Genomic DNA, 20584 nt, shown 5'->3' on the forward strand with positions numbered 1-20584 from the left:
GATGCGTCTATGATAAGTAGCGTAGTCTTTATTTCTAAGAGCTAATCTCAATTCAGTTTCTTGTTGTTTATCTAATTTCAATTTCATACAATCTATTATAATTCAAAATTCGATTTTTATTTAGTATTACCATCATCATACCATTGTCGGCACCTAGAATTTCATAGTCCATTTTCATGCCGATGATGGCTGTTGCACCCATTTGAGCTGCGCGCTCCTTCATTTCCTCAATCGCTTCTTCTCGAGCAGCCTTGAGTTCATCTTCATAACCCTTGGAGCGACCACCAAAGACATTGCGAAGACCTGCTCCAATATCTTTAAACATATTGATCCCGGTAACAACTTCCCCAAAAACAATCCCCTTGTATTCTTGAACCTTTGTTCCTTCAATGACATTGGTTGTTGTAACAATCATGATTTTCTCCTTTAAGATGTAATTCGAAAAACTTCCGATACCTCATTTTACCAAAAACTTTTCCAAAATCCTTAATTCTGACAACAAGGCAAAAAGCCTAAGCTATCAGCTCTCATAGCTGACAGTCTAGGCTTTTTAAACAGTTTATTAACGAACTGTACGGATACGCATTGTGTTTGTACGAGAAGCACCACCAATTGGCACACCAGCAACGATAACGATGTCATCGCCAGCTTCTACCAAGCCTTGTTCAACCGCAATTTTTTCTGCGATATCGAACATATCGTCTGTGTTAGAAGGAGTTTCAGTTGTTACTGGAATAACACCCCAGTTCAACATCAAACCACGCTGAGTCAACTCATCAAATGTGATCGCCAAGATATCCGCATTTGGACGGTATTTAGAGATCAAACGAGCTGTGTGACCTGTCTTAGTCAAGGTAACAACCAATTTGATGTCCATTGAGTTGGTTGCATCCTTAACCGCAGAAGCCATAACTTCAGTCTTAGAGCTACGGTTGAAGTTAGCAGTTGACAAACGACCATACTCATTCAAAAGCGTTTGAGCGTTTTTGTCAATTGTTGCCATTGCTGTTACAGATTCCAATGGGTATTTACCGTTAGCAGACTCACCAGAAAGCATAGTTGCATCTGTACCATCGATAACCGCGTTAAAGACGTCAGATACTTCTGAACGAGTTGCACGTGGTTTTTCAGTCATGGTTTCCAACATGTTTGTTGCTGTGATAACCACTTTACCAGCTGCATTAACCTTAGTGATGATCATTTTTTGGTAAACTGGAACCATTTCAAATGGTACTTCAATTCCCATGTCTCCACGGGCAATCATGATACCATCAGCTGCTTCGATGATTTCATCAAGGTTGTCAATACCTTGTTGGTTTTCGATTTTCGCAAACAACTTCACATGGCTGTTACCAGTCTCTTCACAGATTGCGCGAACTTCGTTAACGTCTTTAGCTGTACGAACAAAAGAAATAGCGATAAAGTTAATACCTTGCTCCAAACCAAAACGGATGTCCGCATTATCACGGTCTGCTAGGGCAGGGAAAGGAATCTTGGTGTTAGGGATGTTGACACCTTTTTGTTTAGCAATGATTCCGTCGTTTTCAACTTCAACTTCGAATTCACGAGTAGCATCATCTTTACCAACAACACGAAGACCCAATTTACCATCATCAACCAAGACTTGACGACCAATTTCAACGTCATCGTAGATGTCCAAACCACCAGCAACGTTCAAGGCAATCACGTCACGAGTTGATTGAATTCCTTGCTTAGTTGCAACACGGATTTTCTCACCAGTTACGTAAGAATATTCTTTTGCATCACCTTCGAACAATTCTGTACGAATCTCAGGACCTTTAGTATCCAAAAGGAAACCTACACGTTGGCCTGCGATTTCTTCAGCACGTTTAACAGTTGCCATACGTTCACCTTGTTCTTGGTGGTCACCGTGTGAGAAGTTGAAACGGAAAGTGTTTGCTCCTGCTTCAATCAATTTCGCAATGTTTTGTGCAGATGCTTCAACGTCAAGTTTTTCACCCCAGTAGCCATCTTCACCAAAACGTTTTCCACCACGGATTTCAACCGCAGGTCCCAAGGTTGCAACAATTTTAACACGTTTGTTCATTTTATCTGTGAACTCCTTTTTTATTTTATAAAGCTAAATCTTAGAATGTCGCCAAATGACGGTTTAGGTCTGCCAATTCTAGGTCAGCCTTGTGTGGGTTGTTAACAATGATCTTACCATCCGCTGCAAGACTGAAAAGAGCACCTTCTTCAGCAGTCCCAAGGATTGGGCTCTCAACCATTTTCTCATCGCGGATACCAACCGCAAGTCCACCACGACCTTCTTTTAGAAGTTTAACCGCATGTGCTCCCATACGAGAAGCCAAGACACGGTCACGCGCAGTTGGAGCACCACCACGTTGGATGTGACCCAACTCTGTTACACGAAGGTCACGGAGATCTTTCTCATCTGCAGATTCACGCAATCTTTCACCAAATTCATCTGCTGACATAACGCCTTCAGCAAGAACGATGATATTGTGCTTTTTACCGCTCTCATAACTTTCACGAATCGTTGCTGCAATCGCATCCATGTCAAAGTTTTCTTCTGGAATGACGATGTTGTCCGCACCAGATGCGATACCAGCCCAAAGAGCGATATCACCAGCGTTACGTCCCATAACTTCGATAACGAAAGTACGACGGTGACTAGCTGAAGTATCGCGGATTTTATCAATCGCATCCATAGCAGTCGTAACGGCTGTATCAAAACCAATCGTGAAGTCTGTTCCAACGATATCGTTATCGATTGTTCCTGGTACTCCAACAGCTGGGAATCCATGTTCAGTCAAACGCATAGCACCGTGGTAAGAGCCATCTCCACCAATTACGACAACACCTTCGATTCCGTGAGCTTTCAATTGCTCAATCCCTTTGAGTTGCCCTTCAAGTTGAGCAAATTCAGGATAACGAGCCGACCCAAGGAAGGTACCCCCACGTCCAACAATATTTCCTACTGAAGCTACATCCAATTCGATGAATTTACCAGCAACCATTCCAGCATAACCTTCTTGGATTCCGTAAACTTCCATACCTTCAGAGATTGCTTGACGAACAACTGCACGAATAGCAGCATTCATACCAGGGGCGTCACCACCACTGGTCAAAACAGCAATACGTTTCATTCTGCTTGAGCTCCTTCTCTTATATTTAAATTCCTAAGCATTATAGCACAGGGCACTTCAAAATTCTAGGGTTTTTCGAGAAAAACCGTTTTCAGAACATAAGGTCCCAGGGCTGTTACCAGCGCTTCCGTTTTGGAAACGCCTTCCTGTAACTGCAGCGTTTCCTTGCCTTCCTGATAGCGTAAAATCACCGGAATCGGGCCCGGAAAGCCCTTTAAAATCTGGGCCACGTCGCGGTCCACTTGATGGTCTTCCAACAAGATCCAGAAGCGCTCCCTTGTCAGGGCTTCAACCCGGTTCAGCACCAGCTGCTTGCGGCCACTCTTATCCTGCACCTTGCCCCACATCCGCAAAAGGGCTCCCGCTTCTAGTAGCTGTTTGTAGGTCCGAAACACATCAGGAAAGGCAATAACTTCTATTTTATGACGGGTGTCTGTCACCTGCACAAAGGCCATCTGCTCCCCCTTTTTAGTGCGAATCACCCGTAGGTCCAACAGTTCAACCAAGACTTGAGCCTGGGTCCCGACCTGGAGATCTGCAATCCGCTGAATCTCGGGCCCTGCTTCCTGTAGATAGTCCTTTAGAGGATGAGGGCTCAGACCCACACCTAGCAGCTCCACTTCCATTCGATATTTTTCCAAAGAAGAAAAATCGGTGATGGACTCCCAAGAATAGCTGGAATCGGCAAAAAGACTGCCCAACTCTTGGTAGAAGAAGAGAAGGCGATCCAAATTGGTTAGAAGAGTCGCCCGATTGGGGGCCAGCTGATCAAAAAGACCAATCTGAATTAAGGGCTTCAACAAGTCCGGCTTGAGATAATTGGGAGGCAGCCGGAGGAAGAAATCTTCCAAATCGGCAAAAGGACGGTGCTCCAAAATCCAGGTCTGCAGATCCCGCGGTAGCCCCTTGAGACGATCCAAGCCCAAGTAAATCGCACCATCCTGAAAGCGGTCATGAGCCGGAATCGTATTGATGGTCAGGGCCTGCATCTGAAAGCCCGCATCGAGAGCATCGTCCAAATAGGTCTGGTTAGCAGCTGTCAGCATGACCTGGAAAAAGATCTGCGGATAGTGGGTTTTAAAATAAGCCAACTGAAAGGCTAGAGCCGAATAGGCATAGGCATGACTACGGTTAAAACCGTAACCTGCAAACTTCTCCATCACGGCAAATAGGGCCTTGGCTCGTTCTTGATCATAGCCTTGTTGCAAGGCCCCTTCCACAAAATCAACCTCCATGGCGTGCATTTCTTCCGGTTTCTTCTTCCCCATCGCCCGCCTGAGCAAATCGGCTTTTCCCAAGCTAAAGCCCGCGAACCGTTGCGCCACCTGCATCACCTGCTCCTGATAAAGCATGATGCCATAGGTCGGTGCCAGAATATCAGCAACTGCCGGATCCACCGAAACGACCGCTTCCCGACCATGCTTTCGGGCTACAAAGTTATCGATATAGGCACTGGCTCCTGGCCGATTCAGACTGGTGGTTGCCACAACTTCTTCAAAGGAGGTCGGTTGAACCCTCCGCAACAAATTGATGGCCCCTGGCTGTTCAAACTGAAAAATCCCCTTGGTCCTACCCGCCGCAAATAATTTCAGGGTTTCTGCATCTTCCAGAGGAATGTTTGCTGGATCCAGTACAATCCCTTCTTCTTTTGCAAGCAAGTCCCGCATCCGTTCCACGTAAGTCAGATTCCGCAAGCCCAGAAAATCCATCTTGAGCAGACCATTGTCTTCAATAGCTGCCGCATCGTACTGAGTGATGTAGATGTCCTCTGCAAATTTAAGCGGGATAAAGTCCGTTAAATCGGCATCACTCATGACTACACCGGCCGCATGGACCGAGGTTTGACGGGGCAGCCCCTCCAAACGCATAGCCAAGTACAGGGCTCGATCTAATTCTGGTCGCTCCTGAAATTGACGGCGGAAGGTTAGGCTGCGTTCCACCACCTGCTGTAGCTTTTCGCCAAAGCGAATTTGCTTGGTCAAATTGGAAATTTCAAACTCAGGCACAGCAAGTCGTTTGAGAACATCCCGCAAGGCCTGCTTGGCTCCAAAAGTCGAAAAGGTGACAATCTGGGCAGCGTGCATACTGCCATAGCGATCGCGGACATAGCGTAAAAAGTCCGGCCGATGAATATCCGGAATATCAATATCAATATCCGGGGGACTAAACCGCTCGCGGTTCAAAAAGCGTTCAAAAATCAGATTCTTGGCTACAGGATCAATCCCCGTAATATCCAAGGCATAGGCAACCAAACTACCCACAGCAGACCCCCGGCCCATGCCCATGTAATAGCCTTGACGGCGGCCAAAGGCCAACAGATCCCAGACAATTAAAAAATAATCATCAAAGCCCATTTCATGGATAACAGACAGCTCCTCATCCAAACGCTGCAAGTAAGCTGGCCCTTGCAACTGTTTAGCAGCTAAACCCGCCAAAGCAACCTCTCTTAGTTCCTCCACGGCTGGTCTTTGAGGATTAAAACGCGGCAGTTTCAAACTCCGATCCAAATCATAGTGGACACCCGCAACCAAGCTCTCTAAATTCTCCCAAGCTCCAGGAAAACGAGCTTGATAGGATTCTTTCAATTCCTGAGCTGGGAGCAAGACCTGTCCGCGGTAGCGCACAGGCGTTTCCACAAGCGTTTGGTTCTTTTTAATGGCCTCCATCACCTGCAGAACCTCTAAATCCTGAGCTTCCAAGTAACGGACGGTTTGTAAGGGAAGCAGGGGACGATCACTATCTGGAAGCGGGCTGTCCAAGGTCACCCCTAGAAAATAAGGACGATCTAAATCAGGCTCCTCCTGCCCCGGCTGGAAGGGCCAAATCAGGGCTAGATCCTGGGTAAACTCCATCAAGTCTTCCCAAGCAATCTTACCTAGATTGCGTTGACTCGCCAACTTCAAGAGATTTTGATAGCCTGTGGTCGACAGGGCCAAAACTCTCAGATCTAGCAACTGGTCACCCAGGCGAGTCGTTAGGCTCATGCCTAATAAGGCTTGCAGACCAGCCTGCTCAGCCATCTCTAAAAAAGCATAGGCTCCGTAAAGATTGTCTTGATCCATGAGACCAAGACTCTGATAACCCAAGGTCTTAGCTTTTTGCAGATAGGCAGTCAAGGTCAGATTGCTTTCTAAAAAGCTATAAACTGATTGTGTATCTAACTGGATCATCAACTCCTCCATTTACTCTGAGAGGCTGGAACTCCGTTCCAGCCTCTCTTAACTTAGTCATCTTGAATCACAACCTGTGAAGCCAAAAAGGAAAATTGCTCAGGAATCGGGGACTTTTCTTTCTCTTCCTGCTTTTGTTGGCGGTTTTTAGCAGCGAAATCCTGGCGTAATTGTTGCCAATCTGCCATTGAAATCGCAAGGATTTCCGGAGAAAAGCCAGCAGCTTGGCTGAGAATATTGCCAAAGGTCACATTGAGGTTGTCCCGTTTCATGGTTTGTTCTGCATTAAAGGCCGATTCAAAGGCTAAAATGGCATGGTGCTCATTGGCGGCTACCGGCTGGGAACCCTCCAAAAGCGCTTTATCAGCCCCTGAAAGACTTTCAATAATTTCCCCCCAGGCTCCCTGTAATTTGGTCAGGTTGGCACGCGCCAAGACTGGATTCTCAACAGCTTCTTCCAGGATTTTAACGAAGCGGCTTTTATCCAGTTTGACCCTTGTTTCTGGTCGAGCTGCCGGACTGGGTTTAAAGGGTTGGGTGGAACTGACCCCAGTTCTTTTAAGCTGGGCTACTTCTTCTTGAAGGGCCGCCACCTCTGCTTGCAGCCGGGCCACTTGGGGGCCGGCTGCTTTTTCAGAAGCAGGCTCGTCCAGGAGTTGAACTGTAATCATCTCTAAAGCGAGACGAGCTTGACTCAGCTGGCGCAGGGTTTGATTGGCTTGGATCAAAATGCCCAGCATATCCAGGAGCCGGTCACGCGCCAGCTCCTGATTCTCTTGAAACAGAGGCGAGCGATCTGCAAAGGTCAAACCAGCTTGACTCAGCAGCAAATCGCGAAAATAGGCCAAGAGATCATCCAGGAAGCGGGCCGGCTGCTTGCCGCTGTCGAGAATGGTGTTCAACTGGTCCATGGCTTCTTCCAAATCTCGGTTGCGAAGACCTGCCACATAGGCATCCAAGGCCCTCAGACTAACGGAACCAGTGATTTCCTCGACCACATCCAAGCTGAGGCTAGAGCCGTCCAAGAGGCTGAGAGCTTGATCCAGAAGCGACAGAGCATCCCGCATCCCACCTTCTGCACGGCGGGCAATCAGACTCAGGGCTCCCGGCTCAGCTTCCAAGTCCTCCTGGGCTAAAATCCATTCCAAGTGGCCCACAATATCGGGAACTTTGATGGACTTGAATTCGAAGCGTTGAACCCGGGATAAGATAGTCGCCGGAATCTTATGCAATTCTGTTGTTGCCAGGATAAAGACCAGGCCTGGGCTTGGTTCCTCCAGGGTCTTGAGGAGGGCATTAAAGGCTCCAGTTGAGAGCATGTGCACCTCATCAATAATATAAACCTTATAACGGGCTAGACTGGCAGCATAGGTTGACTTGTCTCGAATATCACGGATTTCATCTACACCATTGTTACTAGCGGCATCAATCTCAATCACATCTTCCAGACTCCCCAAGGTAATTGCCCGGCAGATATCACAGATATTACAAGGTTCTCCGTCCACCTGATTGGGACAGTTCATCGCCTTGGCAAAAATTTTAGCCGCCGACGTTTTTCCGGTTCCGCGGGGACCGGAAAACAGGTAGGCGTGGCTAATTTTCTCGGTGGCCACAGCCTGGCGAAGACTTTGGGAGACAACAGGCTGCCCCACCATTTCTGCAAAGGTTTGACTCCGATATTTACGATAGAGGGCTTGGTACACCTGCTTCCTCTCTTTCCATTTTTGATAGTCGGATTCTGGTCGCGCTTGTCACATTTCATTCGCTCTGACCATCAGAATCCTCATAAGTTTATTATACCACGAAAGGCTAGTCTAAGGCCTTGATTTCGAGAATCATGTCGCGGATCTGGGCTGCCAATTCGAAATCGAGAATACCCGCTGCTTCCTGCATCTGCTCCTCCAATTTCTTGATGGCTTCTCTACGCTCTTTTTTGGTCATGCTTTCGAAGTCTGGAGCTTCCTCTTGCTCCGGCAAGGCCGCCTTGGTTACACTGATCAGGTCACGAATTTCTTTCTTGATGGTTTGTGGAGTAATGCCATGTTTTTCATTGTATTCCATCTGAATGGCCCGCCGACGAGCGGTTTCTTTCATGGCTTTTTTCATGGACTCTGTTTCCGTATCCGCATACATGATGACATGGCCCTGGCTATTACGAGCCGCCCGACCGATGGTCTGAATGAGCCCCCGTTCATTCCGCAAGAAACCTTCCTTGTCCGCATCCAAGATTGCCACTAGACTAACCTCGGGAACATCAATCCCCTCCCGCAGGAGGTTAATTCCGATCAAGACATCAAAGACACCCAGGCGAAGATCGCGGATGATTTCCGTCCGTTCCAAGGTCTTGATATCAGAGTGCATATACTTGACCTTCACGCCCATTTCCTTGAGATAGTCGGTCAAATCCTCCGCCATCTTTTTGGTGAGGGTCGTGATAAAGACCCGCTCATTTTTCGCAACCCGCTCATGAATTTCTCCTAGGAGATCCTCCATTTGCCCATGCGTTGGCCGCACTTCAACCTCTGGATCCAACAGACCCGTTGGCCGAATGATTTGTTCGACAATCGTCTCCGTCTCCTCCATCTCGTAGTCACCCGGAGTTGCCGACACATAAACAATTTGATGAACATGTTGCTCAAATTCCTCGCGCCGAAGGGGACGGTTATCCAGGGCACTCGGCAACCGGAAACCATGATTGACCAACATCTCCTTCCGCGATCGGTCGCCATTGTACATCCCCTTGATTTGCCCCATGGTCATATGCGACTCATCAATCATAATCAAGAAGTCCTCTGGGAAGAAGTCCAAGAGCGTATAGGGCGGCTCCCCTTCTGAGCGACCATCCATGTGTCGAGAATAGTTCTCGACCCCATTGGTATAACCCATCTCACGCAGCATCTCGATATCATAATCCGTTCTTTGTTTCAAACGCTGCGCTTCAAGAAGCTTACCTTCCTGCTCAAATTGGGCTAACTGCTCGACCAACTCCGCCTGAATCTTGGCAATCGCCATCTCCAAATGCTGGTCGTTGGTCACGAAGTGAGTCGCAGGATAAATGGCTAGATGATCAACCTCCCCCAAAACCTGACCGGTCAAGGCTTCAATTTCTCGAATCCGGTCAATCTCATCGCCAAAAAACTCTACCCGAAAGGCATGCTCATCACGACTGGCCGGAAAAACTTCAACAATATCTCCCCGAACCCGGAAACGTCCCCGTTGGAAATCAATATCGTTACGTTCAAATTGAATGTCTACCAAGTCATTCAGGAGTTGATCCCGCGAAATCATCTGACCAGGCCGCAAACTCACAACCTTGTCCGCGTACTCCTTGGGCGAACCCAAACCATAGATACAAGAAACAGAGGCCACCACAATCACATCATTGCGCTCCAGCAAAGCAGAGGTTGCCGAATGGCGGAGCTTGTCAATCTCATCATTGACCGAGCTATCCTTCTCAATATAGGTATCACTAGAGGGCACATAGGCCTCCGGTTGGTAGTAATCGTAATAGGACACAAAATATTCAACCGCATTTTCTGGGAAAAATTCCTTGAACTCTCCATACAGTTGCCCTGCCAGCGTTTTATTATGGGCAATCACTAGGGTTGGCTTATTAACTTTGGCAATCACCTGGCTCATGGTATAGGTTTTCCCCGTTCCGGTGGCTCCCATAAGAATTTGCGCCTTCTCACCACCCTCAATATTATCGACCAATTCTGCAATGGCCTGGGGTTGATCCCCGGATGGTTGATACTTGGAAACCAGCTTAAATTGATTATTTTCTATTCTTTCAATCATAGTACACCTCGACTCCTATTTTACCATCTTTCAGCCACTAAATCCTGATTTTGTCATGGTAGAACTTCTAACATGAAAAAGAGCAAATTTGCATCCTCACCCTCTTTTTGGTATAATTTGAAAATATTCTAAAAGGAGATGCCGAAATGAAGAAAAAACTTCTAAGTCTCTTGTTACTACTATTTCCCTTATTTGTAACAAGTGGCGTGCAGGCAGCTGATACCATTAAGATTGTATCAGATACCGCTTATGCACCATTTGAATTTAAGGATTCAGATCAAGTCTATAAAGGAATCGACGTCGATATTATCAAGGCAGTCGCAGAGAAAAAAGGATGGAACTACGAACAAAGTTATCCTGGCTTCGATGCGGCTGTTAATGCGGTTCAAGCAGGTCAAGCTGATGCCATCATGGCCGGCATGACTGCAACCGAAGAACGTAAAAAAGTCTTCACCATGTCCGACACCTACTACGATACAAAAGTGGTCATCGCAACCCTTAAGGGAAAAGGGATTACAGACTACAGCCAACTGAAAGGGAAAACAGTTGGGGTTAAAAACGGAACCGCTGCCCAGCGCTTCCTCGATAATAACAAGGACAAATATGGCTACGAAATCAAAACCTTCGACACTGGAGATTTGATGAACAACAGCCTCCAAGCAGGGGCTGTGGATGCCATCATGGACGACAAACCTGTCCTCCAATATGCTATTGACCAAGGTCAAAACCTGGAAATCAACATGGACGGGGAAGCCGTTGGAAGCTTTGCCTTTGGGGTTAAAAAAGGTAGCGACAAGGAATACCTCGTTGAAGAATTCAATGAAGCCCTCGCTGAAATGAAAGAAGATGGTAGCCTGGAACAAATCATCCAGACCTGGACTGGTGGCTCCAGCAATTCCGTTGCCGCTAACATCCCAGAAACTGCCACAGCGGCCGGTCAACAAGCAACACCGGTCAAGAGCGAATACAAGATTGTCAGTGACTCTTCCTTCGCACCTTTTGTTTTCCAAAACGATTCCAATGAATACACTGGAATTGATATGGAGTTAATCCAAGCCATCGCCAAAGATCAAGGCTTTACGATTTCTGTCACCAATCCTGGCTTTGATGCAGCTGTTAATGCTGTCCAAGCTGGACAAGCTGACGGAATCGAAGCAGGTATGTCCATCACTGATGAACGTAAAAAGACCTTCGACTTCTCAGATCCTTACTACATCGCCAATGCGATTATCGGGGTTAAGAAAAACAGTACGATTGCTTCTTATGAAGACCTCAAGGGGAAAACCGTTGGGGTTAAAAACGGAACAGCTTCCCACGATTTCCTAACTGAAAACAAGGATAAATATGGCTACGACATCAAGGTCTTTTCCGAAGCTGCTTCGATGTACGACAGCTTAAACACCGGTTCTGTCGAGGCCATCATGGATGATGAACCAATCATCAAATACGCCATCAACCAAGGTCAAGACCTCGCAACTCCGATTGCTGGAATCCCCGTTGGGGAATACGGCTTCGCCGTTAAAAAAGGAACCAATCCTGAATTGATCGAAATGTTCAACAATGGTTTGGCCAACCTCAAGGAAAACGGAGAATACGAAAAACTTCTTGATAAGTATCTTGGAGCTTCTACCGCAAGCAACAGTCAAACTTCATCTGTTGATGAAACATCCATCTGGGGCTTGCTTCAAAACAACTACAAGCAATTACTAAACGGTCTCTGGATCACTATTTCCTTGACCTTGATCTCCTTTGCCATTGCCATGGTAATCGGGATTATCTTCGGAATGTTTAGTGTCAGCCCAATCCCTGCTTTGCGGACTGCGGCAACTATCTTTGTCGACGTGATCCGAGGAATTCCTTTGATGATCCTCGCTGCTTTCATTTTCTGGGGAATCCCGAACTTGATTGAAAGCATGACCGGTCAACAGTCTCCAATCAATGACTTTGTAGCCGGTGTGATTGCCCTCTCCCTTAACTCGGGTGCTTACATTGCCGAGATTGTCCGGGGTGGTATTCAAGCCGTTCCTGCCGGTCAGATGGAGGCCAGTCGCAGTTTAGGAATCTCTTACAGCAAGACCATGCGGAAGATCATTCTTCCCCAAGCTGCTAAGATTATGCTTCCAAACTTCATCAACCAGTTTGTTATTGCCCTAAAAGACACAACCATCGTCTCCGCTATCGGTTTGGTTGAGCTCTTCCAAACAGGGAAAATTATCATTGCCCGAAACTATCAAAGTTTCCGGATGTATGCAATTCTAGCTGTGATCTACCTCATCTTAATTACTTCTCTCACTCGCCTAGCGAAACATCTAGAAAAGAGGACCAGTAAATGAGTAAACAATTGAAAATTGATGTAAACGACCTTCACAAGTACTATGGGAAAAATGAGGTCTTAAAAGGCATCACCACTCAATTCTACGAGGGAGATGTAGTCTGCATCATCGGCCCTTCCGGTTCTGGAAAATCGACCTTCCTCCGCAGTCTCAACCTGCTGGAGGAGGCGACCAGTGGCCACATTACCGTCAATGGTGAAGACCTCACCCTTCCCACAACGGATGTTGATAAGGTTCGGGAAGATATCGGAATGGTCTTCCAGCACTTCAACCTCTTCCCCCACATGACTGTTCTTGAGAACATCACCTTCGCTCCGGTCGAGCACAAACGAATGACCGAAGCCGAAGCTAAATCTCTTGGAATGGAATTGCTCGAGAAGGTTGGCTTGGCGGAAAAAGCTGACGCTATGCCCGACAGCCTCTCTGGTGGACAAAAACAACGGGTGGCTATCGCCCGTGGTCTCGCCATGAAACCTGAAATCATGCTCTTCGACGAGCCAACCTCCGCCCTCGACCCTGAGATGGTTGGAGATGTACTGAATGTTATGAAAGATCTGGCCGAGCAAGGAATGACCATGATTATCGTAACCCACGAGATGGGCTTTGCCCGTCAGGTAGCCAATCGGGTCATCTTCACCGCAGACGGTGAATTCCTTGAAGATGGACGCCCAGACGAAATCTTTGATAACCCACAACACCCACGTTTGAAAGACTTCCTTGATAAGGTCTTAAACGTTTAAAAAAAAATCCATGAGAGCAATTGCTTTCATGGATTTTTTTCACTCTATAAATTAGAAGGGAAGAGCTACATATCGACGAACTCCTGACGCAGAGATATAGCTGAGCCAATTTCGACCTTCTGCTTGGATAAGTCGGTCATAGTTCACAGACATCCCTTTTTCATAAAGAGCCACAACGGATGCACTCGCTTGAGGTTGATTTTTAACCAAGGCATCTGCTCCAAAGACATAGGTACCGGAAACTGGCAGATCAGAAACTTCAACTTTAGCAGCCTTATTGACTACTGGTTTGGCTTCAACTTTCGGAGCTGAAGCTAATTTGTTTAGGGCAATATAATAACGGTTGCCAGCATGGCTGAGGTAGCTGAGCCAACGGTAGCCATCGGATTCTAGAACACGGTCGTAGTTAACGGAAGAACCCTTGTCGTAATAGGCTACATCCGGACTGGCCAAACGCGCTTCTTTCTTAATACCATAACGACCATCAAAGCGGAAGTTACCAGATGCTGCTAGACCAGAAACCTCGACTTTAGCGGTTTCTTTAACCACCGGTTTAGCCTCGACCTTCGGAGTTGAAGCTAATTTGTCTAGAGCAATATAATAACGGTTGCCAGCATGGCTGAGATAGCTGAGCCAACGGTAGCCATCGGATTCTAGAACACGGTCGTAGTTAACGGAAGAACCCTTGTCGTAGTAGGCTACATAGGGACTAGCCACACGTGCTTCTTTCTTGATGCCATAGCGGCCATCAAATTTATAGTTACCAGATGCTGCTAGACCAGAAACCTCGACTTTAGCGGTTTCTTTAACCACCGGTTTAGCCTCGACCTTCGGAGTTGAAGCTAATTTGTTTAGAGCAATATAATAACGGTTGCCAGCATGGCTGAGGTAGCTGAGCCAACGGTAGCCATCGGATTCCAAAACACGGTCGTAGTTAACGGAAGAGCCCTTATCGTAATAGGCTACATCTGGACTAGCCACACGAGCTTCTTTCTTAATACCATAGCGGCCATCAAAGCGGAAGTTACCAGATGCTGGCAGACCAGATGCTTCAACTTTGGCTGCTTCCTTAACCACTGGTTTGACTTCAGCTTTCGCTGCTTCCTTGACCACTGGTTTGGCTTCAACTTTCGGAGCTGAAGCTAGTTTTTCAACGGCAATATAGTGACGGTTGCCGCTATAGCTGAGATAACTGAGCCAACGGTAGCCATCGGATTCCAAAACACGGTCGTAGTTAACGGAAGAGCCTTTGTCGTAATAGGCTACATCTGGACTGGCCACACGCGCTTCTTTCTTAATACCATAGCGGCCATCAAAGCGGAAGTTACCAGATGCTGGCAGACCAGATGCTTCAACTTTGGCTGCTTCCTTAACCACTGGTTTAGCTTCAACTTTCGGAGCTGAAGCTAGTTTTTCAACGGCAATATAGTGACGGTTGCCGCTATAGCTGAGATAGCTGAGCCAACGGTAGCCATCGGATTCTAGAACACGGTCGTAGTTAACGGAAGAGCCCTTATCGTAATAGGCTACATCTGGACTAGCCACACGCGCTTCCTTCTTAATACCATAGCGGCCATCAAATTGGAAATTCCCTGAGGTCGGTAAAGCAGCTTCAAGCTCTTTTTCCGGCTGAGGAGCTACTGATGGTTCACTTAAAACCCCTATTGGAGCGTAGCGACGTTGACCACTATAGGATTTGTAGGACAACCATTGATAACCTTCTTGATGATGCAATTGATCATAGCGAACTTGATCCCCAACTTGAAGGTAAAAGGCTACATCCGCATCCTTGGACAACTCGTTCTTAACACCAACAGTTTCCGCAAAGGTGTAAGAACCACTAGCCTCTAGATTTTGAGCTGGACGTTCCGGAAATTCTTGTAGTTGATCGGCAGTCAATGGCATAGAGACATATTGTGGTTGAACTGGCGCTGCATAAACCACATCCCCAAAAGAAGTAGCTGAGTTAGTCTCAACAAGTTCACTTTGAGACGCCAACTGTGGAGTTTCAACTGCCAATTGATCAGCTGCAACTGTCGGACCTGCTCCTAACAATACAGTCCCAAGCGCAATCGAAGCAACACCGATACTGTATTTACGAATAGAATAACGTTGAACTGGATTCCACAAATCTTTGGCTTTCATAACTTGCCTCCTAGCTTCCGAAAGATACCTTAATTATTAATGTTACATAATTGTTACTTTATATTTCAATTATAACAGATAGTTGCAATCCTGTCACGCAATTGTAGGTTTTTTGAAACATTTTTTTATTTTCGAATCAAGCAGCAAAAAAAGAGGCTGGGACAACAGTCCTCACTATAATGATAGAGTCTTTTTATTTGAAAAAATACATCATCTAATGGGGAAACAAAGAAACCAGGCGGAATCCTTGTCTTATCAATGATTTCGCCTGGTTTTTATAATAGAGATAAATAATTAGGGTTCAACCATTAATCTTACTTGGCTTCACGCTCCAAACGTAATTTCCGGTTAGGATTTAGGGTGTTAAAGAGGGCTTCCAGCTTCTCTTCTGTCCAGACATCTGCGGCTGAAACAAAATTGCCATCCGCATCTTTAAAGGATATCGGTTTATCTCCCACAAATTCCTCCTAGTCCACAAATTCAAATTCAAAGTTACCAATTCGAACCAAATCACCATCCCGGGCTCCACGTTCCCGAAGGGCTTCGTCAACACCCATTCCCCGTAACTGCCGGGCAAATTTCATCACCGCTTCATCTCGGTCGAAGTTGGTCATGGTGAAGAGTTTTTCTAATTTGGCTCCAGACAAGATCCAAGTCGCATCATCATCACGGGAAATTTCAAAGGCTGCTTCTTCTTGGTCAAATCCATAATAAGCTTCCTCTTGGTACATCTCATTGCTGTCATACAATAGAAACTCAGGCGTTTTGGCCAAAAGATCGGCACTGGCGTCTAAGACTGGACCGAGGCCTTTTTTACTGATACCAGAAACTGGGAAAATCATTGGCAGTTCATCAAACTCATCGTAGTTGGCCGCTAGTTTTTCCTTGAAAGTCGCCAAATTTTCTTCACTGTCTGGCATATCCATCTTATTGGCTAGAATGATTTGTGGGCGTTCCATCAAACGGAGATTGTAAGATTCCAACTCCTTATTAATGGCCAAATAATCCTCGTAAGGATCACGGCCCTCACTAGCACTCATATCAATCACATGCCAGATCACGCGCGTCCGTTCAATGTGGCGAAGGAACTGGGTTCCAAGACCAACACCTTGACTAGCCCCTTCAATCAAACCAGGCAGGTCGGCGACCGCATAGGAATCCCCACTTGGAGTTTGAACCATTCCTAGATTAGGGACAATGGTAGTAAAGTGGTAGGCCCCAATCTTAGGTTTAGCAGCAGTAATAACTGAGAGCAGGGTCGATTTCCCAACAGATGGGAAGCCAACCAAACCTACATCCGCCAAGATTTTCAATTCCAAAAGCAACTCGCGTTCCTGGCCAGGTTCCCCGTTTTCTGAGATTTCTGGAGCTGGATTACGGGGAGTCGCAAAGCGGATATTCCCACGACCACCACGACCACCTTTAGCAACGACAAACTCTTGATCTTGTTCAATCAAGTCTGCCAAGACTTTACCGGACTCCAGGTCACGCACGGTTGTTCCCGGAGGAACAGCCACATACAGGTCCTCGGCTCCACGCCCGTGCATGCCTTTATTCATCCCTTTTTCACCGGCTTGAGCCTTAAAATGACGGTTATAACGGAAATCCATCAAGGTTCGCAAACCTTCATTAACTTTAAAAATGACGTTGCCACCACGACCTCCGTCACCTCCCCAAGGACCGCCATTAGGGACATACTTTTCGCGGCGAAAGGCAACCATGCCATCGCCACCCTTTCCTGCCTTCACCTTAATTTTGGCAGTATCTAAAAACATACTCATGATTCCAATTCCTCCTACAGGATAAAAAGGGGAGTGGGGTTGAAAAGGTTCCCCGAACCTTTTCAATCCCACCCCCACACAGTTCATTAGGATCGGCTCAGTGCCTAAAGGCAAACCAAAGACTGCCTTCATTTCACTTCTTCATTCCTAGATTAATGCAGAAATAGCCGTCATGAAAATAGCCCCGACTGTCACCAGAACCATAATAATCACAACTAACATGGTTAATTTCTCAAACGGGGACTTCTTACGCTTCCCTGTATCACCAAATGCCATGATAACTCCTTTTTCTACTTCAAATACTCATTTCATTCTATCATGCTTCTAGTTTCAAAACAAGAAGAAACTAAGCATCCAAGCCGATTTCCTCTCGAACAACCGCTGCGATGGTATCCACGTAATAGTCAACTTCTGCATCTGTTGGCGCCTCTGCCATCACTCGTAGGAGTGGCTCTGTTCCACTTGGACGAACCAAGATACGGCCATTGCCAGCCATTTCTTCCTCCATCTTGGCAATAATTGCAGCAATCGCTGGAACTTCCATGGCCTGATCTTTCATCTTGTTATCAACACGGATATTAACCAGTTTTTGAGGATAGATTGTCACTTGGGCCGCTAATTCTGACAAGGTCTTACCAGATTCTTTGAGAATCTTGGTTAGCTGAACTCCGGTCAACTGACCATCTCCAGTTGTATTGTAGTCCATCAACACAACATGGCCTGACTGTTCGCCCCCAAGATTGAAGCCAGAACGACGCATTTCTTCGACAACATAGCGGTCGCCAACAGCAGTCACCGCCTTGTCAATCCCATGGGCATCCAAGGCCTTATGGAAACCTAGGTTAGACATCACTGTTGTCACAATGCTATTTTTAGCCAACTTGCCTTCCTGAGCTAGGGCTTGTCCCAGGATAAACATAATTTTATCCCCATCGACAATTTGTCCTTTCTCATCAACAGCAATCAAGCGATCAGAATCTCCATCAAAGGCCAGTCCTAGATCTGCTCCTTTTTCAAGAACCAATTCTTGGAGTTTCTCAGGATGGGTTGATCCAATATGATCATTAATATTGAGACCATCTGGTTTTTCCCCAATGACACTCAATTGCGCCCCAAGATCCGCAAAGACCTGACGGGCACTGGTAGAGGCCGCTCCGTTGGCGGTATCCAAAGCAACATGTAAGCCTTCTAGAGGGCTACCAGTTGAAACGAGGAATTCTTGGTATTTACGCAGACCTTCCGGGTAGTCCATGACTTGCCCCAAACCTTGGGCACTTGGACGAGGCAATTGGTCTTCTGCTGCATCAAGCAGCTCTTCAATCTCCAATTCTCGTTCATCATCCAACTTAAAACCATCACCACCAAAGAACTTAATCCCATTATCTTGAGCAGGATTGTGGCTGGCTGAAATCATAACACCAGCACTGGCTTTCTCATTCCGAACCAAGTAAGCAACTCCTGGTGTTGCAATCACACCGAGTTTGTAAACCTGGATTCCAACCGAGAGTAGCCCAGCAATCAAGGCATTCTCCAGCATCTCTCCAGAGATCCGTGTGTCGCGTCCGACAAAGACACGAGGCGTTCCCTCTTCATGCTGACTCAACACATAGCCACCAAAACGTCCTAGGCGGAAGGCCAATTCAGGTGTTAATTCCACATTTGCTTCACCACGAACACCATCTGTTCCAAAATATTTTCCCATGATTATTATTTTTTCTCCTCTGTTTTTAATTGAATGCGAATCGAGATTGTCTCTGGCTCAATGACACTTGGAACGACTTCACCACTAACATCAAGAGCCTGGAGACTAACCTCTCCATTGTAATTTTTCGTACGATCCCAGTCATCTGGTAAAACCATCCGGACAGCCGCAATTTGATTCAATAAATCTTCATTGGTTGTCACTGTCACTTCTCTATCCCCATCTGCTAGCTGCACATCCGCACCATTCGGCAGCTGACTAAGGAAACTGGCTAGGTCGATTTTAAAGGTTTTCGATTTCTTGAGTCCAATCGTCCCGCTAATGGTCGCTGGATCCACCTTAGCTGTCACCCCGCTGGTCAAATGTTCCACCGTAACAGGGACTTCGACCAAGCCAGGCGACTCCTTAGTTAAGTCTAAAACAACCCTGAAAGTTCGTGAGGACTCCTGGGTTTCCGTCGACAAAAGGACACGATTGGACGATGACAGATCGATATTAACTTCCGAGGCAAAGCCGGATACGAAATACTTCTCCGAGTCGTAGCGAAGAACTAAGGGAACTCCCTTAAGGGTATTGGTATAGGTTTCTGTCGCGATGTCTCCACTAGTTTTAGCCTGGGTTTGGTATTGACTGGTAGAAGCATAAAAAAACAAAATCAAGGACAAAAAAATCGCTAAGAGACCGTAAATCCAGGAACGATTAGTCTTCATGCTTTCTCCTCCTTAATAATGGCGCCAGGACATCAGGCCGGGCTTCTTGAACGGCAAAGAAGTCTTCCAAAACAGCCCGAAGCTCTGCCGGAGTCACATCGTGGATCAAGTTGCCATTACGGGTGTAAGAAATTTCTCCGGTTTCTTCGGATACCACCACCGTCAAGGCATCACTGGCTTCCGATAATCCCACAGCTGCCCGGTGCCGGGTCCCAAAATTCTTAGGGATTCCACCAGACTCAGACAGGGGCAGGTAGGCCGAAGCCGCTGCAATTTTATTATCTGAAAGAATCACCGCTCCATCATGCAGAGGCGTATTGGGGATAAAAATATTAATCAAGAGTTCCCCACTAATCTGCGAATCGAGGGCAATCCCTGTCGCAATGTATTCTTGAAGCGTCTGGGCCCCTTCAATCGAAATGAGCGCTCCAATCTTTCTGGGACACATATAGGTCACAGCCTTCATCAAGGCATCAATCGTTTTTTCTTCTGAGGTCTGAGTTCGAGTATTAAACAAGTCCAGGGTCCTACCCAAACGCTCCAAGCCCGAACGAATTTCTGGCACAAAAATAACCACCGCCGCAATAACCCCGTAGGTGACAACTTGATTCATCAGCCAGGCAACTGTTGTTAAGCCAACCAAATTGGCCAAAATTTGCAGGGCCACAAACAGCAAAACACCGCGAACCAAGGTCATAATCTTGGTACCAGCTAGGGCCTTAATGGCAAAGTACAGCGCAATGGCAACCAAGGCAATGTCTAAGATTTGGATGAGGACCGCCCAGGGACTGGAAAAAAAACTTTGCCAGTATTGGGGATCCCCTAAATATCTAAAATTCATACCCGAACGTTCTCCACTTCTTTTCTCAATCGGCTCATTAACTTTACAATTATACCACGATTAGAGACCAGAACCAAGACTAGGAGCTGCCTCTTCTTGCCACTTTTATGATAAAATCCCGACTTTATCACCTAAAAATAGACAAAGACCAGCTAACCCCTTGTGCCCCAAGGGATTTGGCTAGTCTTTTTTCTTATTTGGGTGTTGTATATGGAGCCTTAGCGTAGTTTTTT

15 protein-coding genes are annotated in these 20584 nt (G+C 46.6%); 2 read left to right on the top strand and 13 right to left on the bottom strand.

Annotated elements, in window-relative coordinates; genetic code table 11:
* Positions 1 to 67: 67 nt before the first annotated feature.
* From HZY94_RS03320 to uvrB, 6 genes are all read right to left on the bottom strand, one after another.
* A complete protein-coding gene (locus HZY94_RS03320) occupies positions 68 to 415 on the bottom strand; it encodes a heavy metal-binding domain-containing protein (RefSeq protein WP_179925004.1) in 348 nt (115 codons plus the stop codon).
* Between the two features lie 147 nt (positions 416 to 562).
* Positions 563 to 2068 (bottom strand): pyruvate kinase, encoded by a 1506-nt coding sequence (pyk, locus tag HZY94_RS03325; protein WP_179925005.1) that lies wholly within the window; start codon positions 2066 to 2068, stop codon positions 563 to 565.
* A 40-nt stretch (positions 2069 to 2108) separates the two neighbouring features.
* Positions 2109 to 3131 (bottom strand): 6-phosphofructokinase, encoded by a 1023-nt coding sequence (gene pfkA, locus HZY94_RS03330; RefSeq protein WP_179925006.1) that lies wholly within the window; start codon positions 3129 to 3131, stop codon positions 2109 to 2111.
* A gap of 65 nt (positions 3132 to 3196) precedes the next feature.
* The gene (locus HZY94_RS03335; protein WP_179925007.1) at positions 3197 to 6304 is read right to left on the bottom strand and encodes a DNA polymerase III subunit alpha; all 3108 of its coding nucleotides are present in this window, start codon (positions 6302 to 6304) and stop codon (positions 3197 to 3199) included.
* Between the two features lie 50 nt (positions 6305 to 6354).
* The gene (gene dnaX / locus HZY94_RS03340; protein ID WP_179925008.1) at positions 6355 to 8004 is read right to left on the bottom strand and encodes a DNA polymerase III subunit gamma/tau; all 1650 of its coding nucleotides are present in this window, start codon (positions 8002 to 8004) and stop codon (positions 6355 to 6357) included.
* Positions 8005 to 8110: 106 nt separating this feature from the next.
* A complete protein-coding gene (uvrB, locus tag HZY94_RS03345) occupies positions 8111 to 10099 on the bottom strand; it encodes an excinuclease ABC subunit UvrB (RefSeq protein ID WP_179925009.1) in 1989 nt (662 codons plus the stop codon).
* 146 nt (positions 10100 to 10245) lie between these two features.
* Between uvrB and HZY94_RS03350 the strand changes: the two genes are divergently transcribed.
* Positions 10246 to 12432, top strand: a complete 2187-nt coding sequence (locus HZY94_RS03350; RefSeq protein ID WP_179925010.1) for an ABC transporter substrate-binding protein/permease — start codon at positions 10246 to 10248, stop codon at positions 12430 to 12432.
* Complete coding sequence (locus tag HZY94_RS03355) at positions 12429 to 13172, top strand: amino acid ABC transporter ATP-binding protein (protein WP_179925011.1); 744 nt, start codon at positions 12429 to 12431, stop codon at positions 13170 to 13172. The genes HZY94_RS03350 and HZY94_RS03355 overlap by 4 nt, the downstream gene beginning before the upstream one ends.
* Positions 13173 to 13223: 51 nt before the next feature.
* Here HZY94_RS03355 and HZY94_RS03360 read toward each other — a convergent pair whose 3' ends face one another.
* From HZY94_RS03360 to cdaA, 7 genes are all read right to left on the bottom strand, one after another.
* Positions 13224 to 15317, bottom strand: coding sequence for an SH3 domain-containing protein (locus HZY94_RS03360; RefSeq protein WP_179925012.1), 2094 nt, complete (start codon positions 15315 to 15317; stop codon positions 13224 to 13226).
* A gap of 314 nt (positions 15318 to 15631) precedes the next feature.
* On the bottom strand, positions 15632 to 15775 hold the full coding sequence (locus tag HZY94_RS03365; RefSeq protein ID WP_179925013.1) for a hypothetical protein: 144 nt from the start codon (positions 15773 to 15775) through the stop codon (positions 15632 to 15634).
* Positions 15776 to 15784: 9 nt separating this feature from the next.
* Positions 15785 to 17098, bottom strand: coding sequence for a GTPase ObgE (obgE, locus tag HZY94_RS03370; RefSeq protein WP_179925014.1), 1314 nt, complete (start codon positions 17096 to 17098; stop codon positions 15785 to 15787).
* A 147-nt stretch (positions 17099 to 17245) separates the two neighbouring features.
* A complete protein-coding gene (locus HZY94_RS03375; RefSeq protein WP_135035593.1) occupies positions 17246 to 17374 on the bottom strand; it encodes a DUF4044 domain-containing protein in 129 nt (42 codons plus the stop codon).
* Between the two features lie 70 nt (positions 17375 to 17444).
* Positions 17445 to 18800, bottom strand: a complete 1356-nt coding sequence (gene glmM, locus HZY94_RS03380; protein WP_179925015.1) for a phosphoglucosamine mutase — start codon at positions 18798 to 18800, stop codon at positions 17445 to 17447.
* Between the two features lie 5 nt (positions 18801 to 18805).
* On the bottom strand, positions 18806 to 19510 hold the full coding sequence (locus tag HZY94_RS03385) for a CdaR family protein (RefSeq protein WP_179925016.1): 705 nt from the start codon (positions 19508 to 19510) through the stop codon (positions 18806 to 18808).
* A complete protein-coding gene (gene cdaA / locus HZY94_RS03390; protein WP_179925017.1) occupies positions 19500 to 20351 on the bottom strand; it encodes a diadenylate cyclase CdaA in 852 nt (283 codons plus the stop codon). The genes HZY94_RS03385 and cdaA overlap by 11 nt, the downstream gene beginning before the upstream one ends.
* Between the last annotated feature and the right edge of the window lie 233 nt (positions 20352 to 20584).

The organism is Streptococcus danieliae (assembly GCF_013415245.1).
GTDB lineage: Bacteria > Bacillota > Bacilli > Lactobacillales > Streptococcaceae > Streptococcus > Streptococcus danieliae_A.

Bases quoted from the DNA above. Each gene is read 5' to 3' on its own strand.
- HZY94_RS03320 (WP_179925004.1), bottom strand. From the start codon at position 415: ATGATTGTTACAACAACCAATGTCATTGAAGGAACAAAGGTTCAAGAA.
- pyk (WP_179925005.1), bottom strand. From the start codon at position 2,068: ATGAACAAACGTGTTAAAATTGTTGCAACCTTGGGACCTGCGGTTGAA.
- pfkA (WP_179925006.1), bottom strand. From the start codon at position 3,131: ATGAAACGTATTGCTGTTTTGACCAGTGGTGGTGACGCCCCTGGTATG.
- uvrB (WP_179925009.1), bottom strand. From the start codon at position 10,099: ATGATTGAAAGAATAGAAAATAATCAATTTAAGCTGGTTTCCAAGTAT.
- HZY94_RS03350 (WP_179925010.1), top strand. From the start codon at position 10,246: ATGAAGAAAAAACTTCTAAGTCTCTTGTTACTACTATTTCCCTTATTT.
- HZY94_RS03355 (WP_179925011.1), top strand. From the start codon at position 12,429: ATGAGTAAACAATTGAAAATTGATGTAAACGACCTTCACAAGTACTAT.
- HZY94_RS03360 (WP_179925012.1), bottom strand. From the start codon at position 15,317: ATGAAAGCCAAAGATTTGTGGAATCCAGTTCAACGTTATTCTATTCGT.
- obgE (WP_179925014.1), bottom strand. From the start codon at position 17,098: ATGAGTATGTTTTTAGATACTGCCAAAATTAAGGTGAAGGCAGGAAAG.
- HZY94_RS03375 (WP_135035593.1), bottom strand. From the start codon at position 17,374: ATGGCATTTGGTGATACAGGGAAGCGTAAGAAGTCCCCGTTTGAGAAA.
- glmM (WP_179925015.1), bottom strand. From the start codon at position 18,800: ATGGGAAAATATTTTGGAACAGATGGTGTTCGTGGTGAAGCAAATGTG.
- HZY94_RS03385 (WP_179925016.1), bottom strand. From the start codon at position 19,510: ATGAAGACTAATCGTTCCTGGATTTACGGTCTCTTAGCGATTTTTTTG.
- cdaA (WP_179925017.1), bottom strand. From the start codon at position 20,351: ATGAATTTTAGATATTTAGGGGATCCCCAATACTGGCAAAGTTTTTTT.